Below are 25,658 nucleotides of genomic sequence, written 5' to 3' on the forward strand. Positions count from 1 at the left end.
GCTTGCACCTTGTAACCTGCAACCTGCATCCTATTCCGTCCCCAGCCCGCCTTTGCCTTTGTATAGTTTTATTGGCCCGTCTAATTTTACTTCAAGCACTGTCATATAACCATCGGTAGCGGTTCCGGGAATTTCATCAATATATACTAAACCCGGCACCGGGCTCCACGAAATTTTGCCTACAATTTTATGGTTTAATGATTGATCTGCACCTACTACCCTAATGCTGTTGATGGTATTGTATAATCCCCTGATAACCAACTTACCCCTGTTAAGGGCAGGCACAAAAAGATAAAGGGTGGAAGAATCTTTGGAAATGGTACTTGGCCCGTAAAAATGGCCGGGAGGCAAACCGGCTTCTGTATTAAAAATAGCCTCGCCGTGTTTATGCGTCCATTTACCCAGTTCTTTTAATAAATGCACTTGTTCGGTGGGTATCCAGCCGTCTTCCCTTGGTCCAATATCAAACAGCAGGTTGCCTCCGTTGCTGATTACATCGGCAAAAATAGTGATCAGTTCATAGGGTGTTTTATAAGCGCTGTCATCAGGATGGTATCCCCAGTTATTGTTAGCGGTCATGCATAATTCCCATGGATTAAGGGACGGACGGGTAATGGGAAAATTTTGTTCGGGGGTTTCATAATCGCCGAAGCCGGTAAGTCGGCCGTTAATAATAGCGTTTGGATTATTTTTCAGGATCATGCTCCTAACTTTCTGCGCCTGCCATTCTGCCGCACTATGTTCCCAATCGCCATCAAACCAAAATAAATCGGGGTTAAATTTTGTACTCAGTTCCTGTATCTGTGCCTGGTAAAATGCCAGGTAACGATTCCATCTTGCGGAATCATCTTTTATCTTGTAGCGGCTGCTGTCTTTTAAAAATCCAGGATAATCCTGGTGACTCCAGTCTAATATGGAAAAATAAGCTCCTGTTTTAAGTCCCGCATTACGCAATGCGGCAAAAAAGGGTGTGATCACATCTTTTCTGGCAGGCGTTAATTTAGCTGTGCTCATATTATTGGCCCGGGTATCCCATAAAGCAATTCCATCATGATGTTTTGTAGTTATTACCGCATAGCGTGCGCCCGATTCTTTGATGAGCTGAGCCCATGCATCCGGGTTATAGTTTTTGGCAGTAAAACCATTCAATTGCTTCATATAGTCTGCATACGACATCTTTTTGTTATGAAATGACCAGCTTTCATCTACACCATTTACGGAATATATGCCCCAATGAATAAAAATACCCAGTTTGGCATCTTTAAACCATTGCATTTTAGCCTGATTGTCATTCGTATGGGTTTGACCGTGTAAATAAAAACCGGTGAGGAGCACAAGCATTGCAGAAAAAAGTAAACGCATTGGTGTTGATTTAATATTTGAAAATTACGATTAACCCACGCTGCAGCAAATATCTTCTTTTTGTGTGACGATTGGCATTAAAAACCAACTGGCGTTATGAATGGTCGTTTAGGGTGTTATCGGAATTGAATTAGCGCCCCGCAAAAACATGGGATGGAAAAACAATTAATCATTTAATTATGCCACCCCGGCTGGTGTCCTCACCACAGCCGTCAACTTAAATAAAAAGAGGCCCTGGTGGTGGTACGTGGAGACACGTACCACGGCAATTTCCCCGGCACATGTCTCCACGTGCCGGAAAAGTGAGATTGCAGCTTCCTCTTCTAAAAAACTTAAGTTGACGACCATAGTGTCCTCACCAACCGACCACCTATTTGAAGGGATATTATCGGCATTGAATTTAGCGCCCGGCAAAAAATGGGATAAAACATAATTAATCATTCAATTATTTTAAAAAAATAATGAAGACATTTTGTTTTTTTTAAAAAAGTTAGTTTACTTTAACATTTAATTTAAGAAATGTTAACCTTATTTTAATAAAAATGGCTGGCAAGACTCAATTATATAGGAAAAGAATAATAAATCATCTTTATTTTTCAAGAATGCTTTCCTGTGCAGAAGTGAGTGAGAAAATTGAAAAAAGCCTTTCGCTTACAACAAAAATATTAAATGAGCTGGTAGAAGATGGGTATGTGATCGAAACCGGGCATGCTCCCTCAAGCGGGGGCAGGCGGCCGCAGATGTATTCTCTTAAACCCGATATCATGTACACTGTATCGGTTGCCATGGATCAGTTTGTTACCCGCCTGGTGGTTATGGACATGCAAAACCAGCATATCGGAAAAATTGAAAGTATAGAACTGAACCTTGCCAGTAATCCCGGAGCCCTGGATATCATTACAGACAAAATCAACGAGGTAATTGACAAATCCGGGACACCAAAAAATAAAATTGCCGGTATCGGCATCAGCATGCCCGGGTTTATAGATGCAAAGGAAGGAATCAACTATTCGTTTCCTGGAAACCGGCAGGGTACAATCACAGCATTTATTGAAAACAGAACGGGTATCCCGGTTTTTATTGATAATGATTCGAGCCTTATTGCATTGGCTGAGCTAAAATTTGGAGCCGCCCGTAATAAAAAGAATGTAATGGTAATTAATGTGGGTTGGGGTATTGGACTGGGTATGATATTGAACAATGCATTATTCAGGGGCGATGACGGTTTTGCGGGTGAGTTTAGCCATATTCCCCTTTTTCAGAATGGCAAGCTATGCAGTTGTGGTAAAAGCGGTTGCCTTGAAACGGAAGCTGCATTAACCGCTGTAATTGAAAAAGCGCTGGAAGGACTGGCATCCGGAAGGACTTCGGTATTAAAAAAATCAGCATTGGAAGTCTCAAGTCCCGAAGATGCAGGCGATGCTATTATTGCTGCTGCGGCAAAAGGAGATCGTTTTGCTGTTGAACTGCTGTCTGAGGCGGGTTATAATATTGGCAGGGGCATTGCTATTTTAATTCACCTGTTAAATCCCGGGCTGGTAGTGCTAAGCGGAAGGGGATCCTCTTCGGGTAAAATATTGCAGGCCCCTATTCAACAGGCATTAAATGAACATTGTATTCCGCGGCTTGCAGCCAATACCGAAATTATCATATCCGACCTGGGGCATGAAGCCCAGCTCATAGGCAGCGCGGCCCTGGTAATGGAGAAATATGAGAAAGGAATAACACGTAAAAATAAAATTCAGGAAGCTGCCTGAGAAGAACCCTTAAACAAAATTTGCAACTAAAACTAAGAGTGATGAAATCAAATGTTATGCGCCTGTTTTTAATGCTTTTTACCGTATTAACGGGTATTACCGCTTTGGCGCAGGAGAGAAAAACGGTTTCCGGAACCGTATCCGATGAAAGTGGAGCAACTTTACAGGGTGTATCAGTTGCCGTAAAGGGAGCAAGCGCTATTGCAGCTACCGATGCCCGGGGGCATTTTAGTGTATCATTAACCGCATCTCAAAATGTGCTTGTATTTTCTTCTGTAGGATATGAAACTGCGGAAGTAACAGTCGGAACACAAACCACTTTATCTGTAATACTTAAACCGAGCATTAAAGAAAATGAAGCGGTAGTGGTTACAGCTTTAGGAGTTGTAAAACAAAAAAGACAATTAGGATTTTCAATAACGGATGTTAAAGGATCGGAATTGTCTAAAACTAACGAATTAAACCCCGTCAATGCATTACAGGGCAGAGTGGCAGGGGTACAAATTGACATGGGAGGCGCCGGCGGATTAATGGCGAATTCAAAAATTGTTATAAGGGGTAACTCAACATTAGGAAGAAATAATCAGCCCATCTTTGTAATTGATGGGGTGATTATGGATAATGATATTTTTAGTGGTACAGGCCGCGACTTTGGCAACGACCTCAAGAATTTGAATATGGATGACTTTGAAAGTGTATCCGTACTTAAAGGTTCTGCTGCTGCAGCTTTATATGGTACAAGAGCTATCAATGGCGTGATACTGATCACCAGTAAAAAAGGGAGAGCACGCAAAGGAATTGGCGTAAGTGTTAACCAATCTGTGAATATCGCACAGCCTTATGCTGGCCCGGATTTTCAGAATGAGTTTGGCGGCGGTACCGTAGGTGGATTTTTTACAGATAACAGAGATCCGAATTATAAATCAGACGAAGCATGGACAACCAAGGTATTTCCAACAGATCCTGTAAGTGGTCAGCCGTACATAGACAGGCAGATTAACCGGGAACTGGAAAACTGGGGACCCCGTATGTTAGGTCAGGATGTGAGAAATTATGACGGAACGATGACCAAATATCTGCCGCAACCCAATAACTTTTTAGATGCCTTTCAAAACGGCTTTGGTTACAATACCAATGTTGCTATTGATGGTGGTTCAGAGAAAACAACTTTCCGTTTATCCTACAACAGGAACCAGGCAGAGGGAATAGTGAGCAACAATAAATTTACTAAGAACGCCTTTGACTTGCGTGTTACGCATAAGTTTACTGATTTTCTTGATGTTGATGCAAGTGTGGCCTACACAAATTTTGAAGGACAAAATCCCCCACGCCTCGGAGGCCTGGACGCATTTGCTTCTTATAATTTTGGTAAGTTGTTTAGCTGGATGCTGCCCCGTAATTATGATACCAAATACTGGATGCAACGCCAGAATTATGTGAGCAAATTCGGAGGTGCCCCTGATTATTCAAATCCGAATGAAACAAATTTAGTTCCTGAATCAAGGTTCTGGTTTTCCCTTTTTGAAAACAATTATTTGCAAAAAGAACAATTATTGAGAAGCCGGTTAGCAGTAAACCTTACGCTCACAAGCTGGGCTAAACTGGTTCTGGAAGGCAACTTCAATAATATTTATACAAACAGTGAAAGCAAAGAATTGGGACTGGGATTGAATTTTGCCGGTGGAGCATATTCGCTTGGGTTTCAAACCAAAGAAAGCCATATGCTAAAGTGGATGTTGATGCTGAATAAGGATTTTACTCCGGACTTTACTTTCAATGGATATGTTGGTGGCGAATCACAGGCATATAAAACTACTTACGAAACAAGCTCAACAAATGGTGGATTAACCTATCCCGGTAACTTTTTTCTTACCAACTCCAGGAACCCGCTTACGACCAATGGCGGAATTTTAAATAATAAGCAATTTAATTCGCTGTATGCAAGTGCAGACTTTGGATATAAAAACATGCTCTTTATGCAGGCCACCTGGCGTGGGGACTGGTCATCTTCTTTGACTTATTCGAACGGAACCGGTAATAACAGCTATACTTATCCTGCCGTAAGCTTATCCTGGATATTCAGTGAAACGTTCAAAAAATCCCTCCCCGGATGGATCAGTTATGGAAAATTAAGGGGAAGTGTTGCCGCCCTGGGAGGAGATACAGATCCGTTTACGCTAAACCCTGGATTTTCTTTCAGCGGATACAGCAATGCCAATGATCAAACTGTTCCACAGTCAACATATAGCTCCAGCAGTGTGTTGCAGCCTAATATCAAACCGCTGCGTAAAATATCTAAAGAACTTGGTCTTGAAATGCGTTTCCTTGAAAATCGTTTAGGATTCGACGTAAGTGTTTACCAGGACAATACAAAGAATCAGATATTACCTGTAAACGTTCCATTTGAAGCTGGTGTAACAAATATTTTAATTAACGCAGGAAATATTCAAAATAAAGGTATAGAGATATCGCTTGATGCAACTCCTGTGAGAACTAAGAATTTTTCATGGACAAGTGCTTTAAATTATGCTGTAAATCAAAATAAAGTTCTTGACCTCTATCCTGGTATAAATGAATATAATTTGGGCGCCAATATTGCCGAAGTAAGTACATGGGCAGTTGTTGGTAAGCCATACGGGACGATTAGAAGTTCTATCAATTCTACGCCGTTTCAGGCTGTTGATGGCAGCGGCAAGCCAATTGATGATCCACGCAATGGTAAACCTATTCTTACATGGCGTTCAGATGCAAGAGCTGCTTTCCCTGCAAGAAGTAATGTGCTGAAAGATGTAGGAGACATTAATGCCAAATTCAGAGCCGGCTGGGATAACACTTTTAATTACAAAAGCTTTAGCCTTAATGTACTGGTTGATGCCAAGATAGGCGGAGATTTTGTTTTAGCCAGCTACCGCTATGGTACTCATACCGGCGTTTTTCAGAATTCTATATTTGGCAGGGATGCGCAATCGGGCGGTATAACCTGGACAAGTGCCTATGATAATAAAACATATGATGATGGAAGAATTGTGGACGGCGTTTTTGCAGAGGGGCAGATGATAACCCAGGCGAATGGTACGCAGGTAGATGTAGGCGGCATGACATTCCAGGAGGCTTATGATCAGGGGTATGTAGAACCTACGCATACACCTCAGTTCTTTTATCGTTATGGTTCATCATCAACAGGTGTATCTGATTTCTGGGTACTGGAAAATTCCTGGATTTCATTGAGGCAGGTAGCACTAAGTTATGCTTTCCCTGCCACAATTTATTCCAAATTAAAATTGAATGCTTTGTCTTTATCAGCCGTTGGACGTGACCTGTTCTTCCTGCACCAGACCTTACCTTATAATTTTAATCCTGCTTCCAATAGTTCTAACAACACAGCTTTTTCTGGTGAAGATGGATTTTTGCCAAAAACACGTACTATTATTTTTACGTTGAGGGCAGCATTTTAAAACAGCTTAAGATTTTAAATTACTTACAATAGTATAATCATGACAAAAATATCAGCATATATCGCATTTGCCGGGTTGTTGGTGATAACGGCCGGTACTTCGTGCAAAAAGAATTTCGGGGAAATAAATACAGATCCGAGTATCGTTATTACCCCGGATATTAAGTTTTTGTTTACCTACTCAGAGGAACGCATGGTTACCTACCAGGGAACGGAGTGGGTATGGGAAAGCATGGAACAGTTGTTACGATATACCCAACACGTTACAACAGATCCATACGAAGTAACAAGCAATGTGAACAGCCGCTATGGTACTTATTACCAGCAGGTTTTACCCAATCTTTTTGAGATCAGACGCCAAATTGGTTTGAAGGAAGATAAAGACGCGTACCAGAAAATGGGTGCAGTAACATACGTATTGCAGGTTTGCCATGGTATTAAAGTAACCGATATGAATGGTTCAATACCCTACACAGAAGCAATTCAGGGCAGATATGAGAGCAAGTACAATCCTGTATATGATAATCAGGAAACACTTTTTACTACCTGGCTTACACAATTAGATGATGCCATTGCGGTATTGTCAAATAATTCATTACCGGAGCAACAGTCATACAGCACTTCTGACATCTTTTATAAAAGTGACTGGACCAAATGGATAAAACTTGCCAATACATTAAAACTCAGAATTGCAGCGCGACTTGAAAACCAGGATGCGGCCAGGACCAAAGAAATTTTCAAGGAGGTTATTACTGATGCAACAGGTCCTATTGATAATGACGACGCACAGTTGTTGTATGAAAGTCCTGATTATACGCCTCAGGGCGATGCGGTAAACTATAGAAGCATACGGTATGGCAGCACATCAATAATTAATTTTTTGAAGGGATCAGCAGACCCGCGATTGGGCATATACTTTGAAGATAATGACCTCGTGGGATCATATAAAGATACCTTAAACAAATATGGTGTCAGCCTGCCTTCCTTTATTAACCCAACTGATCCGTTAATTCAATTTCAGGGCGCTCCTGCAGACTGGACGACTAATCCAACTGTAGCAGCATATATCAGTAATGCCCTTGCGGCGGGTTCTTCAAAATACTTTTTGATATCGCCTATTAACCGGAAATTTTTCTCTCCCCGGCAGAACAATGCTGTTGGCGACTATATTGAAGCAGTGGTTACAAATGCAGAATCCTGCCTGCTCGTAGCAGAATTTATTCAAAAAGGTTACGGTGATGGTGCTGACACAAAAGGATCTGCGGAAGATTGGTATAAAAAGGGGATCGCATCCTCTATTAGTACTATGAATAGAATTGCGACTGCGGCTAATTCCACTACAGCGTTTACCGGAAATGGAACAGCAATCATCGATGATTACATAGAAGGTCCACTGGTAAAATTCAACGGAGTAAATGATCTTGAGCGTATATACATTCAGGAGTACCTGAACTTTTACCGCAATCCTAACGAAGCATTTGTGTTTGTCCGCAGAACAGGGTATCCAAAGAAGACTTCAGCCTATTATGCACGGGAGGTTTTTAATGAGCCCATTGCAAGGCGCTGGTGGTTAACCGACCCAGGTGAAGTAAACAGAGATAACTGGAATGCCGCGATGACCGAACAAGGGTTTACACCCAATGCACAGGATATGCCCACATTAAGTTCGCAGCGGATTTGGTATGATAAAAATGCGCCGGATTTTGGTGAAGGGCAATAAATAAAAGACATTAACTGATCCTATACCCTGTACAAAACCAAATTGTAGCATCCAATGTCGTTTAGGGTAGCATAATATGAAAACAAGTAGCTGCACAGTGAGATTGAACCCTGATCCTTAAGCCTCTTTCCACTGTGATTCTTAAACGACTAAACGACATTGGATATATGAGCCGAACCCTAAGTTAACCACACACTTTATCCTTCCTCTGCGTTTTTCCTGCTATTCGGGCTGGTATTGTGTTTTTTGACCCGGAAGCATTGAATAGTCAATCAAAGAACCTGCCCTAAACCGTTTTTATCATTATCAATCATAATTAAACTCAACTGCAAATGAAAAAATGTAAAAAAATGCTTTTACTGCTTTCGATGATCTTCCTGGTGAGTAGTTTCCTTTTTGCTCAGGAAGCGCGGGTCATCAACGGCGTAGTAAAAGATAACAAAGGGAACCCGGTGGCAGCCGCAACCATATTGGTAAAGGGCTCTACCGCAACGGCCGTTACAGATGAAAACGGACGTTATTCAATTACAATTGACAGGAAAGGCGCTGTTCTTCTGATCAGTTCTGTTGGTTTTACCTCGAAGGAGGTAAAAACCGGAGATGCCACTGCTATGGATATTGAACTATCAGCATCAGCCTCTGACATGGATGAGGTAGTTGTAACGGCATTGGGTGTAAAAAGAGACAAAAAATCTATAGGATTTGCCGTGCAGCAGGTAAAAGCTGAAGACATCACGATCGCTGCTCCTGTTGATATAGCTCAGGGTTTAATGGGCAAAGTTGCAGGGTTGAATATATCCAACAGCAACGGTTTAAATAATGCTTCCTCCAGAATCGTGATTAGGGGTAATAATAGTATTACCGGTAACAATCAACCTATCATTGTTATTGATGGAGCTATCCTGGATAATAAGCCTCTGGCGCAATCAAATATTAATGTACAGGACGGAATCCAGGATTGGGGGAACTATATGAGTTATGTGAACATGGAAAATGTTGAAAGCGTAAACGTATTAAAAGGCCCAAATGCTGCGGCCCTTTATGGTGCACGTGGCGCCAATGGTGTGATATTGATCACTACCAAAAAAGGCACAGCAAAGAAAGGAATAGGTATTGACTATAGCTTTACTAACAACTATACCAATGTATATCGTTTCCAGGATATGCAGAATGAGTATGGTGGAGGTTTTGCCGCTGGTTTATGGACCCTTCATCCGCAGCTTCCTAAAACAGAAAGTGGAGAACCTTACTTACCTACTTTATATCCTTCCGCGTGGAATGGCAACCCTTATGCAGTAAATGGAACGGGTTATAATGCATCACACGAAGTAATTCCGGGGGGAATGAACACATGGGATGTTTTCAGTTGGTTTGGCGCAAGTTCTTCCTGGGGGCCGAAATTAGATGGTCAAATGGTTCGCTGGTGGGATGGAGAATTAAGACCCTATGCTCCTCAGCCCGATAATAGAAAGTTCTATTATAAAACAGGTGTAGACAAAACACACAATGTATCTTTTTCCGGGGGAGGCGATTTTGGTACAGTAAGAGTTTCAATTTCAAGAACAGATGCGGATGCTGTGGTACCCAACACCAATAACAGCAATACGAATTTTTCGCTGGGTTCAAATCTTAAAATATCTAAGGCAATAACTGCAGAAATATCTGCGGGATACAACGAATCTTACAGGCTAAATGCACCGGAGATAGGTAACAACAATTCATGGACGAAGTTTTCAATATATGGGATGTCGAGAGAATATCAGCCTTTAGAATGGAAGTATTACAAAAACGCTGATGGCTCAAAGTATACTTTTCCGGGATCGTATCCACATGCAGAATATGGTAATAATCTTTGGTGGAGGTTTTATGAAAACAACAGCAAATTGAACAGAGACGAATTCCTTTCAACTATAAAATTAAATGCAGAGATTACTCCATGGTTGAACGCATTTGTCCGGACATCAGTTGATTTCATCGGCACCAATTTTATTACGCAGAACAATACTACTTCAGTTGATCATATGCAGGGTGGGTCATTCTCCAAAACGATAAGCAAAGACAAGATTTACAATACGGATGTAATGGTGACTGCTCATAAAAGTGACCTGTTTGCAAAAGGATTTAACGCGAGCATTTCAGGTATGTTCAATACATATTCCAACACTTCCGCAGGCGTTATGGGATCTAACTGGAGCACCTTTGCCGTGCCGAATGTTTATTCCCTCGGCAATTATGTAAACAAGGATAATACCAGCGCAACAGAAACCCGCTACGATGTAAAGTCGCAGTCTGTTTTGGGATTGCTTAATCTTAGCTACAAAGATTATTTATTCCTGGATATTACCGGCAGGAATGATGTAACATCCACACTTCCAAAAAACAATAATTCTTATTTCTACCCATCGGGAAGTTTAGCTTTTGTTTTTACAGAAGCGTTTAATATGGGCAGCACCCAGGATTTCCTGTCTTACGGTAAACTTAGGTTGGCATATGGTAAAAGCGCCAATGCTGCTCCGCCTTACCAGTTAGACTTTCAATATAATGTAGGTACTTTTGGAGGACAGTCTATCAATTCACTTCCTGCCACCGTTCCACCTTATGAACTGCAATTCCAGACATCAAGATCTTATGAAATTGGAACAAGTTTAGGCTTCTTTCAAAACAGGTTGAATTTTGATATCACTTATTATGATATCTCTTCTACAAAACAGATCATGACTGCTTCATTGCCGGTGTCTTCAGGGGCATCTGCCATAACCTTCAATACTGGTGAATTAACGAATAAAGGTTTTGAGTTTATCATCAATGCAACTCCTGTTAATAGAAGAAACTTTTCCTGGAATGTAACTTTAAACGGCGCTGCAAACAGAAACAAAGTTGTTGCTCTTTCTGAAGGCGTAAAAGAATTGAGAATCGGAGATGTATTTGGTAACCTTGGTGTGTTCATGAAAGTATCTCCGGGCGATCAATACGGTACTTTGTATGGTACAGATTTTTTAAGAGATGATAAAGGCAATAAACTTCTTAAAAATGTAACCGATGGCAGCGGTAATGTAGTAGGTACTTTATACCAGTCAACCGTAGATCCGGTTGCTATAGGCAATGCTACCCCGAAGCTTACAGGTGGTATTGGTAATACAATCCGCTATAAAAGTTTCAGCCTTTATGCATTGGTTGACGCTAAATTAGGAGGAGATATTTATTCATTTGATCACTCTACTGCAATGGGCGGTGGTTTATCACCGGCCACATTGGTGGAAAGAAACGGCGGTGGATTACCTTACACTTTCCCTGACGGTACTTCGGGAAATGTGGGCGTAATAATGGAAGGCTATAATGTGGATGATGCTAAAATAAATGACAGGGTTGTGAATTCAATTTATAAATATGGAGGCTCTTATACCGGATGGACACATCTGAACAGACCGAGAAGTCTTTCTGTGTTTGAGAACAGTTGGGTTAAATTAAGAGAAGTCGCTTTGTCTTACAGCCTTCCTAAAAACCTTCTTGGTACAGCCAGAATATTTCAGAATCTATCACTGTCCGTTGTAGGTAGAAACCTGTTTTATATCTATACAAGCCTGCCCGATCATCTTAATCCCGAAGGTATTAACGGGGTAGGAAATGGACAGGGTTTACAATGGTCAGCTTTTCCAGGTATGAGAACATTTGGTTTCAGCGTTAAAGCCCAATTCTAACTTTTAAATTTTACTGAAATGGAATTTCGAATAATTAAGAATACAACAAAACCATTGGTGATTTTGTGCACAATGGTACTGGGTATTTATTCCTGTAATAAGGATTTTGGTGACATCAATAAGGCCTGGGATAACAAAACATATGATGCAAGTATTCCCGCCACGTTTAATTATATAGCCTCTACTATGCAGGATGCCGGTGGTCTTGGAACGATATATACTTCCTTTTTATATCAATCTACACAGTTGGCAGCCCAATATGCTCAGTCTGGATACAGGCTTGATAATTCGGTAGGTGGTTCGTGGGACAGTTATTATTATGCGTTGTCTAACTATTATAAAGTGATGGACCTGATAGCAGCATCTCCGGATTCAGCCAGGATGACCAATGTTAAAGCAATGCTCAAAACAATGCTGGCTTATAAGGCATTAAAAACAACTACCCTTTTTGGAGATATGCCATACTCGCAGGCAGGTAAAGTATTTTTTGGATCGGCCAATTTCAGACCTGCGTATGATCCACAATCTGCTATATTCAGTTCAGCACTTGACGATTTGAAATGGGCGATAGATAATTTTTCTGCAGGTACCGATCAAATATCATTGGGAGCAAGTGAAACAGTTTTTAATGGTGATATTGCGAAATGGATAAAATTTGCTAACTCCGCAAGGTTACGCTATGCAATGGTTATGCATGATAAGGATGCTACTGCTGCAGATGCAGTTATTGCGGACGCATTAGGTAAACCATTGTTGGAAGCGGGTGATAATTATGGTTTTTATCCTGCTAATTTACCAAACGCGGTTTATGACAGACGCGGCATGTATACAGGTAACTCTTACGTTCGAATGGGATCTACTATGTGGCATGCAATGTCTGCTACAGATGCTGAAGATGGTTCAGGAATCTATGATTTACGTACTAAAATTTTCTTTGAACCAAACAGTGATGGTGATTGGGTACCCTACCCAATGAACCCGGGAACAAGTACACCTTCTGAAACAGGTGGAAATGCAGGAGGAATTGTAAATGACCCTTACGATGAATCAAGGCTTACAACATGGGATGTTAATGGTGTTTACAAGTTTTCCCCGCTGAATTTTTATTATGTTGCTGATAAAACTTTTCCTCAGTTGTTTATTACCAGCGCCGAAATTAGTTTCTTAAAGGCTGAAATATACAATAGAGGCATTGGAGGAGTTGGTGCAGACCCTGTTGCTGCTAAAAAATATTATGAAGAAGGTATCACAGAATCTGTGAAATTCTGGTATGGACTTGCAAATGGATCTGCAATATGGACAGTGAACAAACCTGCAGCCGCCCCAACAACAATGGAATTAACTGCAATGCTCTCCAATCCTGCTGTAGCATACAGTGCCACGCCTGCAACAGCATTAGAGCAAATCTATAAGCAGAGCTGGATCGCTTTTTTCCATCAACCATTGGAAGCCTGGAATCTGCAAAGGAGAACTGGTGGTAAAACACCGGCAGAAGCACTTTCCCCTTCAAGTCCGGTTCTTAATTTCAACAAGTTGATATATCCGACTTCTGAAACAGAATCGAACTATGATAACTGGAAAGCCGTAACTGGCGGTACTAACGACGAAAAAGTGAAGCCCTGGTTTATGCCTTAATTTAAATTCTATTTCTTTATAACAAAGCAGCCTCACCCGGCTGCTTTTGTTTAATATACAGGATATACTCCAATAAATTTTGTTAAATGGCATGTGAATTATTGTTTGTTCATTTAATTTCGATTCTCTATTCGTTTTGGGTTTATTGTAAAACCTGATTCCTGCATTATTCAAAAAAAGTTCAAAAATGTCCACCCGTAGAAAGTTTTTGCAAACATCTGTGCTGAGTTCAGCAGCGGTTTTAACCGGTAAACAGATTTTGGCTGATACGATAGCCTTACCCAAACCTGTTGTTAATACCCCTATTGTTATTTCCACCTGGGATTTTGGTAAAACAGCCAATATTGCCGCATGGGAAATACTTGCTCAAAAGGGCCGGGCAGTAGATGCTGTGGAAGCCGGGGTTAGAATACCTGAAGCCGATCCCACAAATCATACGATCGGCTATGGCGGCTATCCGGACAGAGATGGTTATGTAACGCTTGACGCCTGTATTATGGATGAGTTTTACAACTGTGGCTCGGTGATGGCCTTGCAACACATAACGCATGCTATTTCTGTGGCAAGGCTTGTGATGGAGAAAACGCCGCATATTGTTTTGGCAGGTGACGGCGCTTTACAGTTTGCGCTGGCCAACGGGTTTAAAAAAGAAAACCTGCTCACGCCGGAAAGCGAAAAAGCATGGAAAGAGTGGATGAAAAAAGCGAAGTATGAGCCGGAAATGAATATCGAAAACAGATTGTACGATAAAGACAAAGACCCCATGCCCGGCGGACCCGATAACCACGATACCATCGGCATGCTGGCGATGGATGCAAAAGGAAATTTAGGCGGAGCATGCACCACCAGCGGTATGGCTTTTAAAATGCATGGGCGGGTAGGAGACTCGCCTATTATTGGCGCAGGATTATATGTAGACAACGAAATTGGGGGGGCTACTTCATCAGGAGTGGGTGAAGAAGTCATTCGCATTGTTGGCTCACACCTGGTGGTGGAGCTAATGCGGCAGGGACTTAAGCCTGAAGCGGCATGCAAAGAAGCTGTACAGCGCATTATCAAACGCAATCCTGAAAAATCAAAAAAGATACAGGTAGGATTTGTAGCATTAAATAAGAAAGGAGAATACGGCGCGTATGCGTTGCAGAAAGGGTTTACCATATCTGTAAGAAGCAATAAAGAGGAGAGCGTGTATGCTTCAAAGAGTGTTTATTAGAAGGTGTTGGGTAGGAGGTTTCAGGTTCCAGGTTTCAGGGGGCGGAGATGTCTTTAAATATAAATAAGTAAGAAAAATTATAATGGGTCATGTCTAAGCGTATTGTGCTGGAAGTTTGTGCATTTAATATTCAATCCTGCATCATTGCAGAAAAAGCAGGGGCGGTAAGAGTGGAATTGTGTGATAACCCCGTAGAAGGGGGCACCAATCCCAGTTATGGAACCATAAAAAAAGTGAGGGAAAAGATCTCCATTCAATTGTATCCCATTCTGCGTCCACGATCCGGCAATTATTTTTATGACGATGAAGAATTTGGAATTATAAAAGAGGATATCCATATATGCAAAGAACTGGGTTGCGATGGGATTTCTGTAGGTGTTCAAACCATTAAGGGTGATATAGATACCGAAAGGTTTAAGCAAATTGTAGCATGGGCCTATCCCATGGGTGTTACCTGCAACCGCGCTTTTGATGCAACTCCCGATCCGTTTAAAGCCTTAGAAGATATTATAGCCTGCGGTTGTGAACGGGTGCTTACTTCCGGGCAGGCAAGTGCGGCGCCGGATGCAGGGAAGCTGCTCGGGCAATTAGTACAGCAGGCCAATGGCAGGATCAGCATTATGCCCGGCGCCGGCGTGCGCTCCTCTAATATAAAAAAGCTGGTAGAAGAAAGCGGCGCTTACGAATACCATACTTCTGCACGAAAAATTGTACCTAACCCCATGTTGCACTCTAATCCTGCTGTGCTCGACAGCGGAAATGTATATATGGCTGATGTGGAAGAGCTGAAAACAATCCTGGCAATTATGGAGCAGAAAAGCAATCCAAAAGGTTAAATAACTATTTTCAGGTTTATTTAAAAAAATCGCCGACCTCTGAGGTATACTGAATAGACTATCTCCAGCATCAATAGAAACGTTGTTATACTTATATTATTTAATATGTATTAAGCAGCGTTTTTCTGCTTTACCTTCTCTATTAATTTAGCGAAATATAAATTTATTTGTAGTGGACTTGCCTGACTTAGCATATTTAAATAAAAAAAGATTAATCTTCTTATTTTTTTTAGAAAAGTAATATTAATTTAGCATTTTATACATGATGATTTAACGTTTGTATAGGATTAAGTATTATTTAGATCACCATTTCTAATTTCTTTAGCAGACATTTTAATAAACCAAAAAACTAGCAGCGATGAAGAAATCATTTAATCGTTTTTTGCTCGTAGCAATGCTCTTCTCATGTAGTGTATTTGTTTTCGGGCAAACTCAAAAAACTGTTACCGGCGTTGTAAAAGATGCATCCGGTACAGTACTTCCCGGTGTTTCCATTACCGAAAAGGGTCGCAAAACCGGCGGTACTTTTACCGATGAGTCTGGAAAATTTTCCATCAGTGTAACTGATAATGCAGTACTCATATTCAGTTCTGTAGGATTTTCGACAAAGGAAGTATCCGTAGGTTCAAACACCGACCTTAGTGTAGATTTGGCTGCGTCTGATAACGCTCTAACGGAAGTGGTAGTAACCGCAATGGGAATCAAAAAGGAGCAAAGAAAATTGGGTTATGCAGTATCAACTGTTACTTCCAAAGACATCCTCTTAACTTCTCCCACCAATTTCGCTTCGGCTTTATACGGTAAAGCCCCTGGCGTAAACATTAATACTAACCCCGGTGGTGCAACCAGTGCAGTTAGTGTAGGTATACGGGGTTTGAATTCAATTAATTTTTCCCGTCAGCCATTATTGGTAGTAGATGGAGTAGTAACACGTAATGGTGAAGCCAATAATGATGGTTTCTGGAGTTCTCCCCGTATTAACGGCAACGGGCTTTTAGATATCAATCCGGAAAATATTGAAACATTAACCATTTTAAAAGGAGCTGCTGCTTCGGCATTATATGGTTCGGATGCAGCAAATGGTGTAATCGTGATCACCACTAAAAGTGGTAAAGGCAGAGAAGGGCTGGGCGTGGATTTTAATTCATCCTACATTAGCGAAACAGTTGCTATAGTACCTGATCTTCAGAATGAATACGGACCCGGATACGATCGCGGCACTAATATGGGTAGTTTCGGCTCCGATGATGCCGGATGGCTTCAAACCACTGTAAATGGGCAAGCCGTGAAATACCCCATTTTCCGGGCATACGGTCAGTTTGGTCCTAAGTTTACTGGGGAAGATGTATATTGGTGGGACGGAGAAATGCGGCCCTATGTTGCTCAGAAAAACTACTGGAAATCCTTTTACAGGGATGGTATGAGCGCTGTTCAGAATATTGCAGTAAGCAACGCCACAGACAAATTCAATTACAGGCTTTCTTATACCCGTAACGATTATAAAGGAATCCAGATTGGCGGGAAGCAGGAAAAGAACACCTTTAATCTTAATTCATCTTACAAAATTACTTCCAAGTTTAGTACCGACCTGGTATTAAGTTATATTAATGAAAAAGTGCACAATCGCCCGTATCAGATTGACAGGCTTACCAATAACTATGGTGGTTTCCTGAGCGCTGCAGAAAGAATGGACGTAATTTTTGATAAATATAAAACGACAAAAGGATACAAATACGTTCCTTACAATGATGTTTCCAAAGACCCTGCGGAAGCATTAAAATATAATATACGCGGTTATGACTTCCTTGATTTTTTATGGAACCAGCTTGAAAATAGTTTTGATGAAACTTCAAACCGGTTGCTGGCATCTGCTACTATTAACTACGATATCGTAAAAAATCTTCGTTTCAGAGGCAGGTTGGGAACCGATTACACCGGATACTTTGCGGAATCAAAAAATAAATCAGCTTACCCTTTGGCTTTTGGTGAAAGTGGTTATTATGGAACAAACTTCAACCGCTATAATTTTACATACGGTGATTTGTTGCTTACTTATAGTAATAAGTTAACAGACAAGTTTACGCTTAATGTATCCGCAGGATACCAGGCCAGAAAAGAAGAATACCGTAATTCCAGTGCAGGTACAAGGGATGGCTTAACACAGGAAAACTGGTATAGCTTTAGCGCTTCTAAAACCACTCCAACATCTGGTTCGTCAACAAGGAGTTTTTTGGTAAAGGATGGCTTGTTCGGAATTTTGGGTGTTGAATACAATAATTTTTTATTCCTTGAAGGAACAGTAAGACGTGAAAGGACTTCTACATTGTATCCGGGCAACAATACTTTTGTTTATCCGGCTGTGAGCGGTTCTTTTGAATTGAGCAATGCTTTTAACTTACCGCAGTTTGTTTCCTATAGCAAATTAAGGGCTTCCTGGGGCATAGTAGGAAATCCCGCGCCTCCTTATGTAGCTAATACCATTTACAATGCGGGAAGTATTAATGGCGTTGCTACACTCTATCCTGGTAATCCTTATGGAAATAACAATTTAAAAAATGAGCAGAAAACAGAGATGGAATTTGGTTGGGAAACCAAATTGTTTAATAACCGTTTAGGATTTGATGTGTCTTATTATAATAACAAGGTCACTGACCAGATACTGAGCCTTACCGTTCCCGCCACTACAGGATCAACAGGTATTTTGGTAAATGTTGGTTCTTTAAGGAACTACGGAGTTGAATTAGGCCTTTATGGATCACCTGTTAAAAACAGATTTTTCCAATGGGAGACAAGGGTAAATTTGGCATTTAACCGTAATAAAGTACTCTCCCTGATGTCGGGTCTGGAAAGGTTGAACAATTCAAACCTGGATAACGGATCCTTATTAATTGTTTCGGAAATTGGTAAACAGGCGGGAGATATAATAGGATATAAAAGACGCCAAAATGCCAGCGGTGAATATGTGATTAATGATGCGGGCTATTACGACATCAATTTTGACGACCAGGTAAAAATGGGTAATATTCAGTCAAAAGGGCTTGGAGGTATAACGAATACATTAGCGTATAAAAATTTCGCGATTAACTTCCTGGTTGATTTTCGCTGGGGCGGTCAAATTATTTCCCAGGCGTTATTATATGGAACAGGTGCCGGAATGTATACTAATTCTATGGCCGGACGCGATAAAGAACATGGCGGTGTACCCTATTATGTTGATGTAAATGGTGCATTTGTAAAGGTCAATGATAATGTTACATCCGGTCCCAACGGAGAAAAAGTATATAATGATGGTATGATTTTAAAGGGTGTAAAGCAAAGCGATGGAAAGGGAAATGATGTAGTTATTGATGCGCCTAATTTTTACCTGAATACTTATAGCTGGGGATCATGGCCTGGTTCGGGTTCCTACAGTACCTATGAAGGCGCTGTGTTCGACAATGACTTTATAAAATTACGCGAGTTAGCATTGTCCTATTCATTGCCTGTAAAAGCAATGGAAAGAATTAAAATGCAGAATGTAACAATATCTATTTATGGAAGAAACCTTTTCTACTTCTATAAAACTCTGCCTTATCTTGATCCGGAGGAAAGCATTGGAACCAACTCGTTTTCCCAGGCTTTTGCCGGTGGTGCTACCGCCGCAACCCGTTCAATAGGTGCAAGTCTTAGAATATCATTTTAATTCATAACATCAATCAGACGAAAATGAAAAAACATATCATATACATCCTTTTAATTTTTACTATTCCGGTGTACTTCATAACGGGATGTAAAAAATCAGACTTCGATGACAATTATAATAATCCTGAAAAAACCGTGAATTCAAATATTGAGGGTTTGTTTGCAGGAATTTTCGACAATGGCAGAGTAATGCCAAGGTACTGGAATCTGTATACTTTTCATATTCCTATGCTTGGGGCGTATTCCCAAACTATTGGATATGGTAATGGATCTAAAATTTATGAACAGGCAATTAACTATACAGAGAATCGCTGGACCGACTACTATACAGGTACAATAGCAAGGTACAGGGAATTAGAGAAAAAGTACAGCACTTATGCAGATGGCTCCGTAGAAAAAACAGGATACCAGCTTTTCCTGGAAATAGCAAGATTGTTTGTATATGACCAAACTGCACAAATCGTGGATATGTGGGGCGATATTCCCTTTAGTACTGCAGGCCAGTTGAATGCAACCGGCGGAGATATTATATTGGCGAGCTACGACACGGATAAAGATTTATATAGTTTTATTCAGCAGGATTTAAAGCGGATTGCCGATTATCTGGCAACGGCAACCCCGGATCCCTTTTATACGGGGCAGTTGCAAAAAAGCGACTACGTGAACGATGGAAGCATTTTAAAATGGAGAAAGTATTGCAACTCACTGCGCCTGCGTCTGGCAATGCGTACCTCTTATTCGGACGAATCCGGATCAAAAGCTATTGTTCAGGAAATTCTTGGTAATCCAACTCAGTATCCTGTAGTTGATAATATTGATGAGACTATACAGATTGTTGCTGAAGGAAGCTTGGTTACAGGGGATATGGAAAGTGGTTTTGGAATTAACAGCCTGGCTCCGGGATATATGGTAGAGGATTTAATGAATCCTTCACATGATCCGCGACTGCCGGTTATATTCAGTGCTAATAAAAACGGGGAATATCACGGGGTTATTAATACCTGGTCAGCTACCCGTCAAACCGATTCAACTACTGCCGGTTATTATTCAAGATATGATTCGGTTACTTTCATTAAGAATAGAAACTTCCCTGGCATAATACTTACAGCTTCTGAAGTAAGTTTTATTAAAGCTGAGGCATACGAAAGATGGGGTGGAGGTGACGCCAAAGCAGCGTATGAGGAAGGTATAAAACAATCTATTGATTTTTATTATTATCTTAATACCCTGAATGACTCCTGGGGTTCGCACGACACTCCTCCAACTGTGGGTCAGGTAACAACATTCCTTAGTGATCCGCTGGTGGCTTATGGGGCTGTCGCGGAGGAAAACCTGAAAAAAATTGCTACCCAAAAATGGATTGATTTTGGTATTATGCAGGCTAACCAGGCCTGGGCAGAATACAAGAGAACAAAATATCCCGAGCTTAATTTCCCTACTGATGCCAGTTCTACTTTATCTCCCAATCCGCCTGTAAGGTTGTTATACCCTTCAACAGAACGTATATTGAATGCAGATAACTATGAGGCTGTTGCATCTAAAGACAATGTTACAACCAAAGTATTTTGGGATGTAAAATAGCTTGTGGCAAAAACAAAATATCGAAATAATATAAGTAAAGAGGCAGGTCACGATCTGCCTCTTTACTTTTGTATACCTACTAAAAATGTTTGTAGCATGCCTGTTATTAAAGCCGGTTGGATCATTGCTCTTTTAATATCTCTGTTTGTTGTATATACCGGAATAACAGAAAACATATCCGGGATTATTTCAAAACCCTTAACAGGGGCTGCAAATACAGATACTGTATTGCCCGGCAAGCGGTTGGCTTTGCAATACTGCCAGATGTGCCATCTTTTCCCCAATCCATCTTTATTAGACAAAAAAACCTGGGTAGATAATGTGCTGCCCAATATGGGGTTGAGGCTCGGCATAAACGAAACAGGCAAAGACCCTTATGCCGATTTGCTTCCGGAGGAGCAACCCATCATGCGCAAATTGAATGTATATCCCAGCACACCGTTAATCGCCAAAAAAGACTGGGACGAAATTGTAAAATATTTTGAACAGGAAGCGCCGGAAGCACCATTGCCGCAAAAGAAGCATGATCCCATCCGGGACACCCTTTCTTTATTTTTAACCCGGCAGATCAGTTTTGACGATAAGCCACTCCCCAAAACAACCATGCTGAAATTTAATAGCGCATCGGATGAAATGTATATAGGAGACGGGCAGCATAAATTATATATACTGGATAATCACTTTAACTTTAAATCGGCATGGAATACGGAGAGCGCTCCCGTTGATATCAGTTTCAGGAAAGGAGCAGCTCCTTTATTGCTTACGATTGGGAGCTTTAGCCCTTCAGATCAGCAGTTGGGACGTCTGTTGTCGTTCGATACCAGTTTTACAACAGCATTGCCGGAAATTAACATTGATCATTTACCCCGTCCGGTTCAATTTGCCTCTGCTGATCTGAATATGGATGGAAAAGAAGATGCAGTGGTCTGCAATTTTGGAAACAATGCCGGTAAGCTGACCTGGTACGATGATTTCCAGGTGTCAAAAGAAAATATTATAAAAAACCTTCCCGGCGCCAGGAAGGCAGAGATCAAAGATTTTAATGGAGATGGCAAACCTGATATTATGGTGCTCATGTCGCAGGCATGGGAAGGTATTTCCCTGTTTTATAATTTGGGAAAGGGTAAATTCAAAGAAAAAAAGCTTCTGCAGTTTTCACCGGTATTCGGCGCAAGCTATTTTGAACTGGCGGATTTTAATAAAGACGGGCACGCCGATATTTTACTTACCAATGGCGATAACTGGGATTATTCGGCTGTAAATAAGAACTATCACGGCCTCCGGATCTATCTGAATGATGGCAAAGATAATTTCAAAGAAACGTGGTTTTATCCATTGTACGGAACATCAAAAGCCGTAGCGGCAGATTTCGATAACGATGGGGATGTGGATATTGCAGCCATCGCGTTTTATGCCGACCTGGAGCATCCTGAAAATGGATTTGTATATTTTTCAAACCAGGGGAATTTAAATTTTAACCCTTCTTCTTCCATAGAAGCGGCTTCGGGAAAGTGGTTAACAATGGAAGCGGCAGATTTTGATCATGATGGCGATACGGACATTGTATTAGGCTCTTATTTTCATACCGTGGGGGAGTTAAATAAGCTTATCGGCAAGGGCGTAACGGTTTTTCCTCAACTTCTCGTTTTAACAAATGAAACCAAATAGGATTGTTTATGATAGGGGATATTTTCGATTGCTTAGTCCACCACCAACTCCCCTTTCAGCCGTATGTCTCTGGATGATGCTCCGATCATAATTGTAAATGCTCCGGGTTCAACAATTCTTTTCATTTCTGCGTTGAGCATGCTCAGTAAATCGGATGTTATAGTGAACGATACCGTTTTGCTTTCGCCTGGCTGCAGGGTAACACGCTGAAATCCTTTGAGCTCCATTACCGGCCGGGCTACAGATGCCAGCTTATCGGTAATGTACAACTGCACTACCTCATCGCCTGTAAATTGCCCTGCATTTTTTATGATACACCGCACCAGGGTGGAGTCGCTTGCTGAAATCGTATCTTCTTTAAATTGCAGGTCACTGTATTCAAAATGCGTATAGCTTAACCCATACCCGAAAGGAAATAAAGGAAGCCCACTTAAATTATTATAATCGTCTCCCCGCCCGGTAGGTTTATGATTGTAAACCAATGGCAACTGTGCTTCATGTACCGGGAAAGTAACGGGCAGGCGCCCCGCAGGGTTATAGTCACCAAATAAAACATCTGCAACGGCATGCCCTCCCTCTTCACCGGGGTACCACACATCCAGCACACCGTTTACTTTATGTAGCCAGTTGCTCATGGTTACAGCGCTGCCGCCCACTAATATTACCACTACAGGTTTTCCCGTGGCTGCCACCTGTTCAATCAACTCTTCCTGGCGCCCGGGAAGGGATAGCATTGCCCTGTCCTGGAACTCACCTTCATGTATACCTGCTACTACTACTGCGATATCCGATTTGCGGACCGCGGCCACGGCTTCCTGTATCTTAACATTCCAGTCCATCTTTGTTTCCGCGTTCCATACCAATTTTATATGTGCATTTCCCACGGGCTCAAAAAATTCGACCCTGAGTGTATATGCTTTATCTTTTTCAAAAGTAAAATCAGCCAGTAAAGTGTTATAGCTGCGTTTGGTCCAGTTGTCAATGATCAGCCTGTCGTTGAGGTATAAACGATAGCCGTCATTACCATCCAAACCTATTTTGTATTTACCGGGTGCGGGTGCTTTTAATATTCCCGTCCATCTAACAGAATAAAACTGTTGGGTAATGGCCGGAGCGGGTGTAAACAATGTCCAGGAAAAATTAAGGGTCGCATCGGTTCTGGCAATAGCAGGCTCACCGGAAAGATGGATGTTATTGAAATAGCTGGCATGCAACCCTGCAACTGTTTTGCCGTTTTCGGTATGGGCAAGATATTTTCCGGGAACCACAGTCCATGCTTTAGTGTTCCTTCCGGGTCCGGGCATATAGGATACCGCAATATTTTTTCCTGCTTTCCGGCGGATACCTTCCAGTATAGAAACCTTGTCATTTCCAGGTCCGCTGTATCCTCCCAGCCTGGCTTCTGTTGCGTCTTCTCCAATAACAGCGATGGAGCGGAGTTTTTTTGAAAGGGGCAGGGTCTTTTTATCATTCTTTAATAGCACAACAGATTTTGCAGCGGCTTCCCTGGCAAGCGCTTTGTGTGCAGTTAATGGTTTTGTTACCGCAGCTTCTGAAACATAGGGTTGTTCAAATAGGCCCAGCTCAAATTTGGCGAGCAATACCCTTGATACAGCATCATCTATTCTTTTCATATCAATGCCCCCATCTAAAAAATGAGGTATAAAAAGTTTATAATGATCATAAGCCGTTTGGAAAATCACATCAAGTCCCCCGGTAATGGATTGTTTACCGGATTCAGGATAATCTTTTGCCGTATTGTGCAGTACCACTGTTCCGCCGGTAGCGCCTGCATCGGAAATCACAAAGCCTTTAAAGCCCCATTCGGCTTTTAATTTTTTATTCAACAGCCAGTCGTTGGCGCTACAGGCAATACCATCCAATGAATTATAGGCGGTCATAACCGACCGGGATCCCCCGCGCCCGATGCATGCTTTAAAGGGAGGAAGATAAATTTCTTCCAGTATGCGTTCGTTAAAATGAATAGGATAGCTGTCGCGACCGCCATCACCCACATTGGCTACAAAATGTTTTGGGGTAGTAATGATATTCATCTTTTCAAATGCACTTACAAAAGCCACACCCATTTCGCTGCTCAGGAACGGGTCTTCGCCGTAAGTCTCTTCTGTACGACCCCAGCGTACATCACTTGCAATGTTCACAACAGGGGTAAGTATTTGCCGTATGCCGCGCATTTTCGTTTCCATAGCAATAGCATGGGCAACGCGGCTCATCAGTGCCGTATCGAACGTGGCGGCGAGTGCAATGGCTTGCGGAAATGATGTAGCGCCATCCCGCACCAGTCCGTGCAGGGCTTCATCAAATGCAATGATGGGTATGCCCAGTCGTGTTTTTTCAATAAAATATCTTTGAATGCTGTTTATTTTTTTCGCAAGCGATAATGCATTTTCCGATGCGCTGTAGGTAAGCAATTGCTGGGCGGCATCACCGTTTTTTGAGCCTGCGCTTACCTGGAAACCAAAAATGCCGTTTTTGTATTGGTCCGGTGAGGCATTATCCAGGTCTCCCGGTATCATAAACAATTGCCAGAACTTTTCCTCAATGGTCATCCTTTGTAACAAATCCCGGACTCTTTCCTCTGCGGGAAGCTCAGCATTTTTATATGGCAATATGTGCTGTGCAGAGAGCAGGAGAGGGAAAAATAATAATAGTATAGCCGGAAGAAATATTTTTGCGTTAAGCATGTTGTGGATTTTTGAGATTGATCCGGGTTGCAAGTTACAGGTTGCAGGTTTCAAGGAGAAATCCGTTTCACTATTGAGTTTATCGTTTATTATTTGTGGTTTATTGTTGCATTTGTCTCCGGATTTCGTCCCGCCCGCGGCGGGATAAATCTTTGGATTTGTAGTTTATCCGCCACGGCGGACAGGCTTGCCTGCCGCAGGCAGGTTTGGTTCTTGTCATTTGTTTTTTGATGCTTTGCATCTCCTTCGGATTTCGGGTTTGGCTTCGGATTTAATTTATCCGTCATTGGCAAGATCTATGCTTTGCGGGACGGAGTCCCGGAAGAACATACTGCATACAAAGTCAAA

Annotated in this window: 13 protein-coding genes; 10 read left to right on the forward strand and 3 right to left on the reverse strand. The window is 41.6% G+C overall.

The window, feature by feature from the left end; genetic code table 11:
• Window positions 1–30: 30 nt before the first annotated feature.
• Window positions 31–1,362, reverse strand: coding sequence for an alpha-L-fucosidase (locus FRX45_RS13235; RefSeq protein WP_152268916.1), 1,332 nt, complete (start codon window positions 1,360–1,362; stop codon window positions 31–33).
• A gap of 542 nt (window positions 1,363–1,904) precedes the next feature.
• Here FRX45_RS13235 and FRX45_RS13240 point away from each other — a divergent pair.
• From FRX45_RS13240 to FRX45_RS13285, 10 genes are all read left to right on the forward strand, one after another.
• Entirely contained in the window at window positions 1,905–3,119 is a 1,215-nt protein-coding gene (locus FRX45_RS13240; RefSeq protein WP_152268917.1) for an ROK family protein, read from the forward strand.
• A 41-nt stretch (window positions 3,120–3,160) separates the two neighbouring features.
• On the forward strand, window positions 3,161–6,574 hold the full coding sequence (locus tag FRX45_RS13245) for a SusC/RagA family TonB-linked outer membrane protein (RefSeq protein WP_152268918.1): 3,414 nt from the start codon (window positions 3,161–3,163) through the stop codon (window positions 6,572–6,574).
• Between the two features lie 39 nt (window positions 6,575–6,613).
• Entirely contained in the window at window positions 6,614–8,293 is a 1,680-nt protein-coding gene (locus tag FRX45_RS13250) for a SusD/RagB family nutrient-binding outer membrane lipoprotein (protein ID WP_152268919.1), read from the forward strand.
• Window positions 8,294–8,625: 332 nt separating this feature from the next.
• Window positions 8,626–11,991 (forward strand): SusC/RagA family TonB-linked outer membrane protein, encoded by a 3,366-nt coding sequence (locus tag FRX45_RS13255; RefSeq protein ID WP_152268920.1) that lies wholly within the window; start codon window positions 8,626–8,628, stop codon window positions 11,989–11,991.
• Between the two features lie 18 nt (window positions 11,992–12,009).
• Window positions 12,010–13,626: a SusD/RagB family nutrient-binding outer membrane lipoprotein gene (locus FRX45_RS13260; RefSeq protein WP_152268921.1), complete on the forward strand. Its 1,617-nt coding sequence runs from the start codon at window positions 12,010–12,012 to the stop codon at window positions 13,624–13,626.
• 187 nt (window positions 13,627–13,813) lie between these two features.
• Window positions 13,814–14,839: a N(4)-(beta-N-acetylglucosaminyl)-L-asparaginase gene (locus tag FRX45_RS13265; RefSeq protein ID WP_152268922.1), complete on the forward strand. Its 1,026-nt coding sequence runs from the start codon at window positions 13,814–13,816 to the stop codon at window positions 14,837–14,839.
• Window positions 14,840–14,928: 89 nt separating this feature from the next.
• Window positions 14,929–15,675 carry a copper homeostasis protein CutC gene (locus tag FRX45_RS13270; protein WP_152268923.1) on the forward strand — a complete coding sequence of 249 codons (747 nt, stop codon included), beginning with the start codon at window positions 14,929–14,931 and terminating at the stop codon, window positions 15,673–15,675.
• A gap of 358 nt (window positions 15,676–16,033) precedes the next feature.
• Complete coding sequence (locus tag FRX45_RS13275) at window positions 16,034–19,357, forward strand: SusC/RagA family TonB-linked outer membrane protein (RefSeq protein ID WP_152268924.1); 3,324 nt, start codon at window positions 16,034–16,036, stop codon at window positions 19,355–19,357.
• Between the two features lie 23 nt (window positions 19,358–19,380).
• Entirely contained in the window at window positions 19,381–20,937 is a 1,557-nt protein-coding gene (locus FRX45_RS13280) for a SusD/RagB family nutrient-binding outer membrane lipoprotein (RefSeq protein WP_152268925.1), read from the forward strand.
• A 96-nt stretch (window positions 20,938–21,033) separates the two neighbouring features.
• Window positions 21,034–22,605 (forward strand): FG-GAP repeat domain-containing protein, encoded by a 1,572-nt coding sequence (locus FRX45_RS13285; protein WP_152268926.1) that lies wholly within the window; start codon window positions 21,034–21,036, stop codon window positions 22,603–22,605.
• Window positions 22,606–22,637: 32 nt separating this feature from the next.
• On the opposite strand, the gene FRX45_RS13290 is transcribed toward FRX45_RS13285, so the two are convergent.
• Both FRX45_RS13290 and FRX45_RS13295 read right to left on the reverse strand, forming a co-directional pair.
• On the reverse strand, window positions 22,638–25,310 hold the full coding sequence (locus FRX45_RS13290; protein ID WP_152268927.1) for a glycoside hydrolase family 3 protein: 2,673 nt from the start codon (window positions 25,308–25,310) through the stop codon (window positions 22,638–22,640).
• Between the two features lie 89 nt (window positions 25,311–25,399).
• On the reverse strand, window positions 25,400–25,597 hold the full coding sequence (locus FRX45_RS13295) for a hypothetical protein (RefSeq protein ID WP_152268928.1): 198 nt from the start codon (window positions 25,595–25,597) through the stop codon (window positions 25,400–25,402).
• Window positions 25,598–25,658: the final 61 nt, after the last annotated feature.

Origin of the sequence: Agriterribacter humi (assembly GCF_009192765.1) — a bacterium.
Lineage (GTDB): Bacteria > Bacteroidota > Bacteroidia > Chitinophagales > Chitinophagaceae > Agriterribacter > Agriterribacter humi.

Coding starts and splice junctions, on each gene's coding strand:
- FRX45_RS13235 (WP_152268916.1), bottom strand. CDS start 1,362: ATGCGTTTACTTTTTTCTGCAATGCTTGTGCTCCTCACCGGTTTTTAT.
- FRX45_RS13240 (WP_152268917.1), top strand. CDS start 1,905: ATGGCTGGCAAGACTCAATTATATAGGAAAAGAATAATAAATCATCTT.
- FRX45_RS13245 (WP_152268918.1), top strand. CDS start 3,161: ATGAAATCAAATGTTATGCGCCTGTTTTTAATGCTTTTTACCGTATTA.
- FRX45_RS13250 (WP_152268919.1), top strand. CDS start 6,614: ATGACAAAAATATCAGCATATATCGCATTTGCCGGGTTGTTGGTGATA.
- FRX45_RS13255 (WP_152268920.1), top strand. CDS start 8,626: ATGAAAAAATGTAAAAAAATGCTTTTACTGCTTTCGATGATCTTCCTG.
- FRX45_RS13260 (WP_152268921.1), top strand. CDS start 12,010: ATGGAATTTCGAATAATTAAGAATACAACAAAACCATTGGTGATTTTG.
- FRX45_RS13265 (WP_152268922.1), top strand. CDS start 13,814: ATGTCCACCCGTAGAAAGTTTTTGCAAACATCTGTGCTGAGTTCAGCA.
- FRX45_RS13270 (WP_152268923.1), top strand. CDS start 14,929: ATGTCTAAGCGTATTGTGCTGGAAGTTTGTGCATTTAATATTCAATCC.
- FRX45_RS13275 (WP_152268924.1), top strand. CDS start 16,034: ATGAAGAAATCATTTAATCGTTTTTTGCTCGTAGCAATGCTCTTCTCA.
- FRX45_RS13280 (WP_152268925.1), top strand. CDS start 19,381: ATGAAAAAACATATCATATACATCCTTTTAATTTTTACTATTCCGGTG.
- FRX45_RS13285 (WP_152268926.1), top strand. CDS start 21,034: ATGCCTGTTATTAAAGCCGGTTGGATCATTGCTCTTTTAATATCTCTG.
- FRX45_RS13290 (WP_152268927.1), bottom strand. CDS start 25,310: ATGCTTAACGCAAAAATATTTCTTCCGGCTATACTATTATTATTTTTC.
- FRX45_RS13295 (WP_152268928.1), bottom strand. CDS start 25,597: ATGACGGATAAATTAAATCCGAAGCCAAACCCGAAATCCGAAGGAGAT.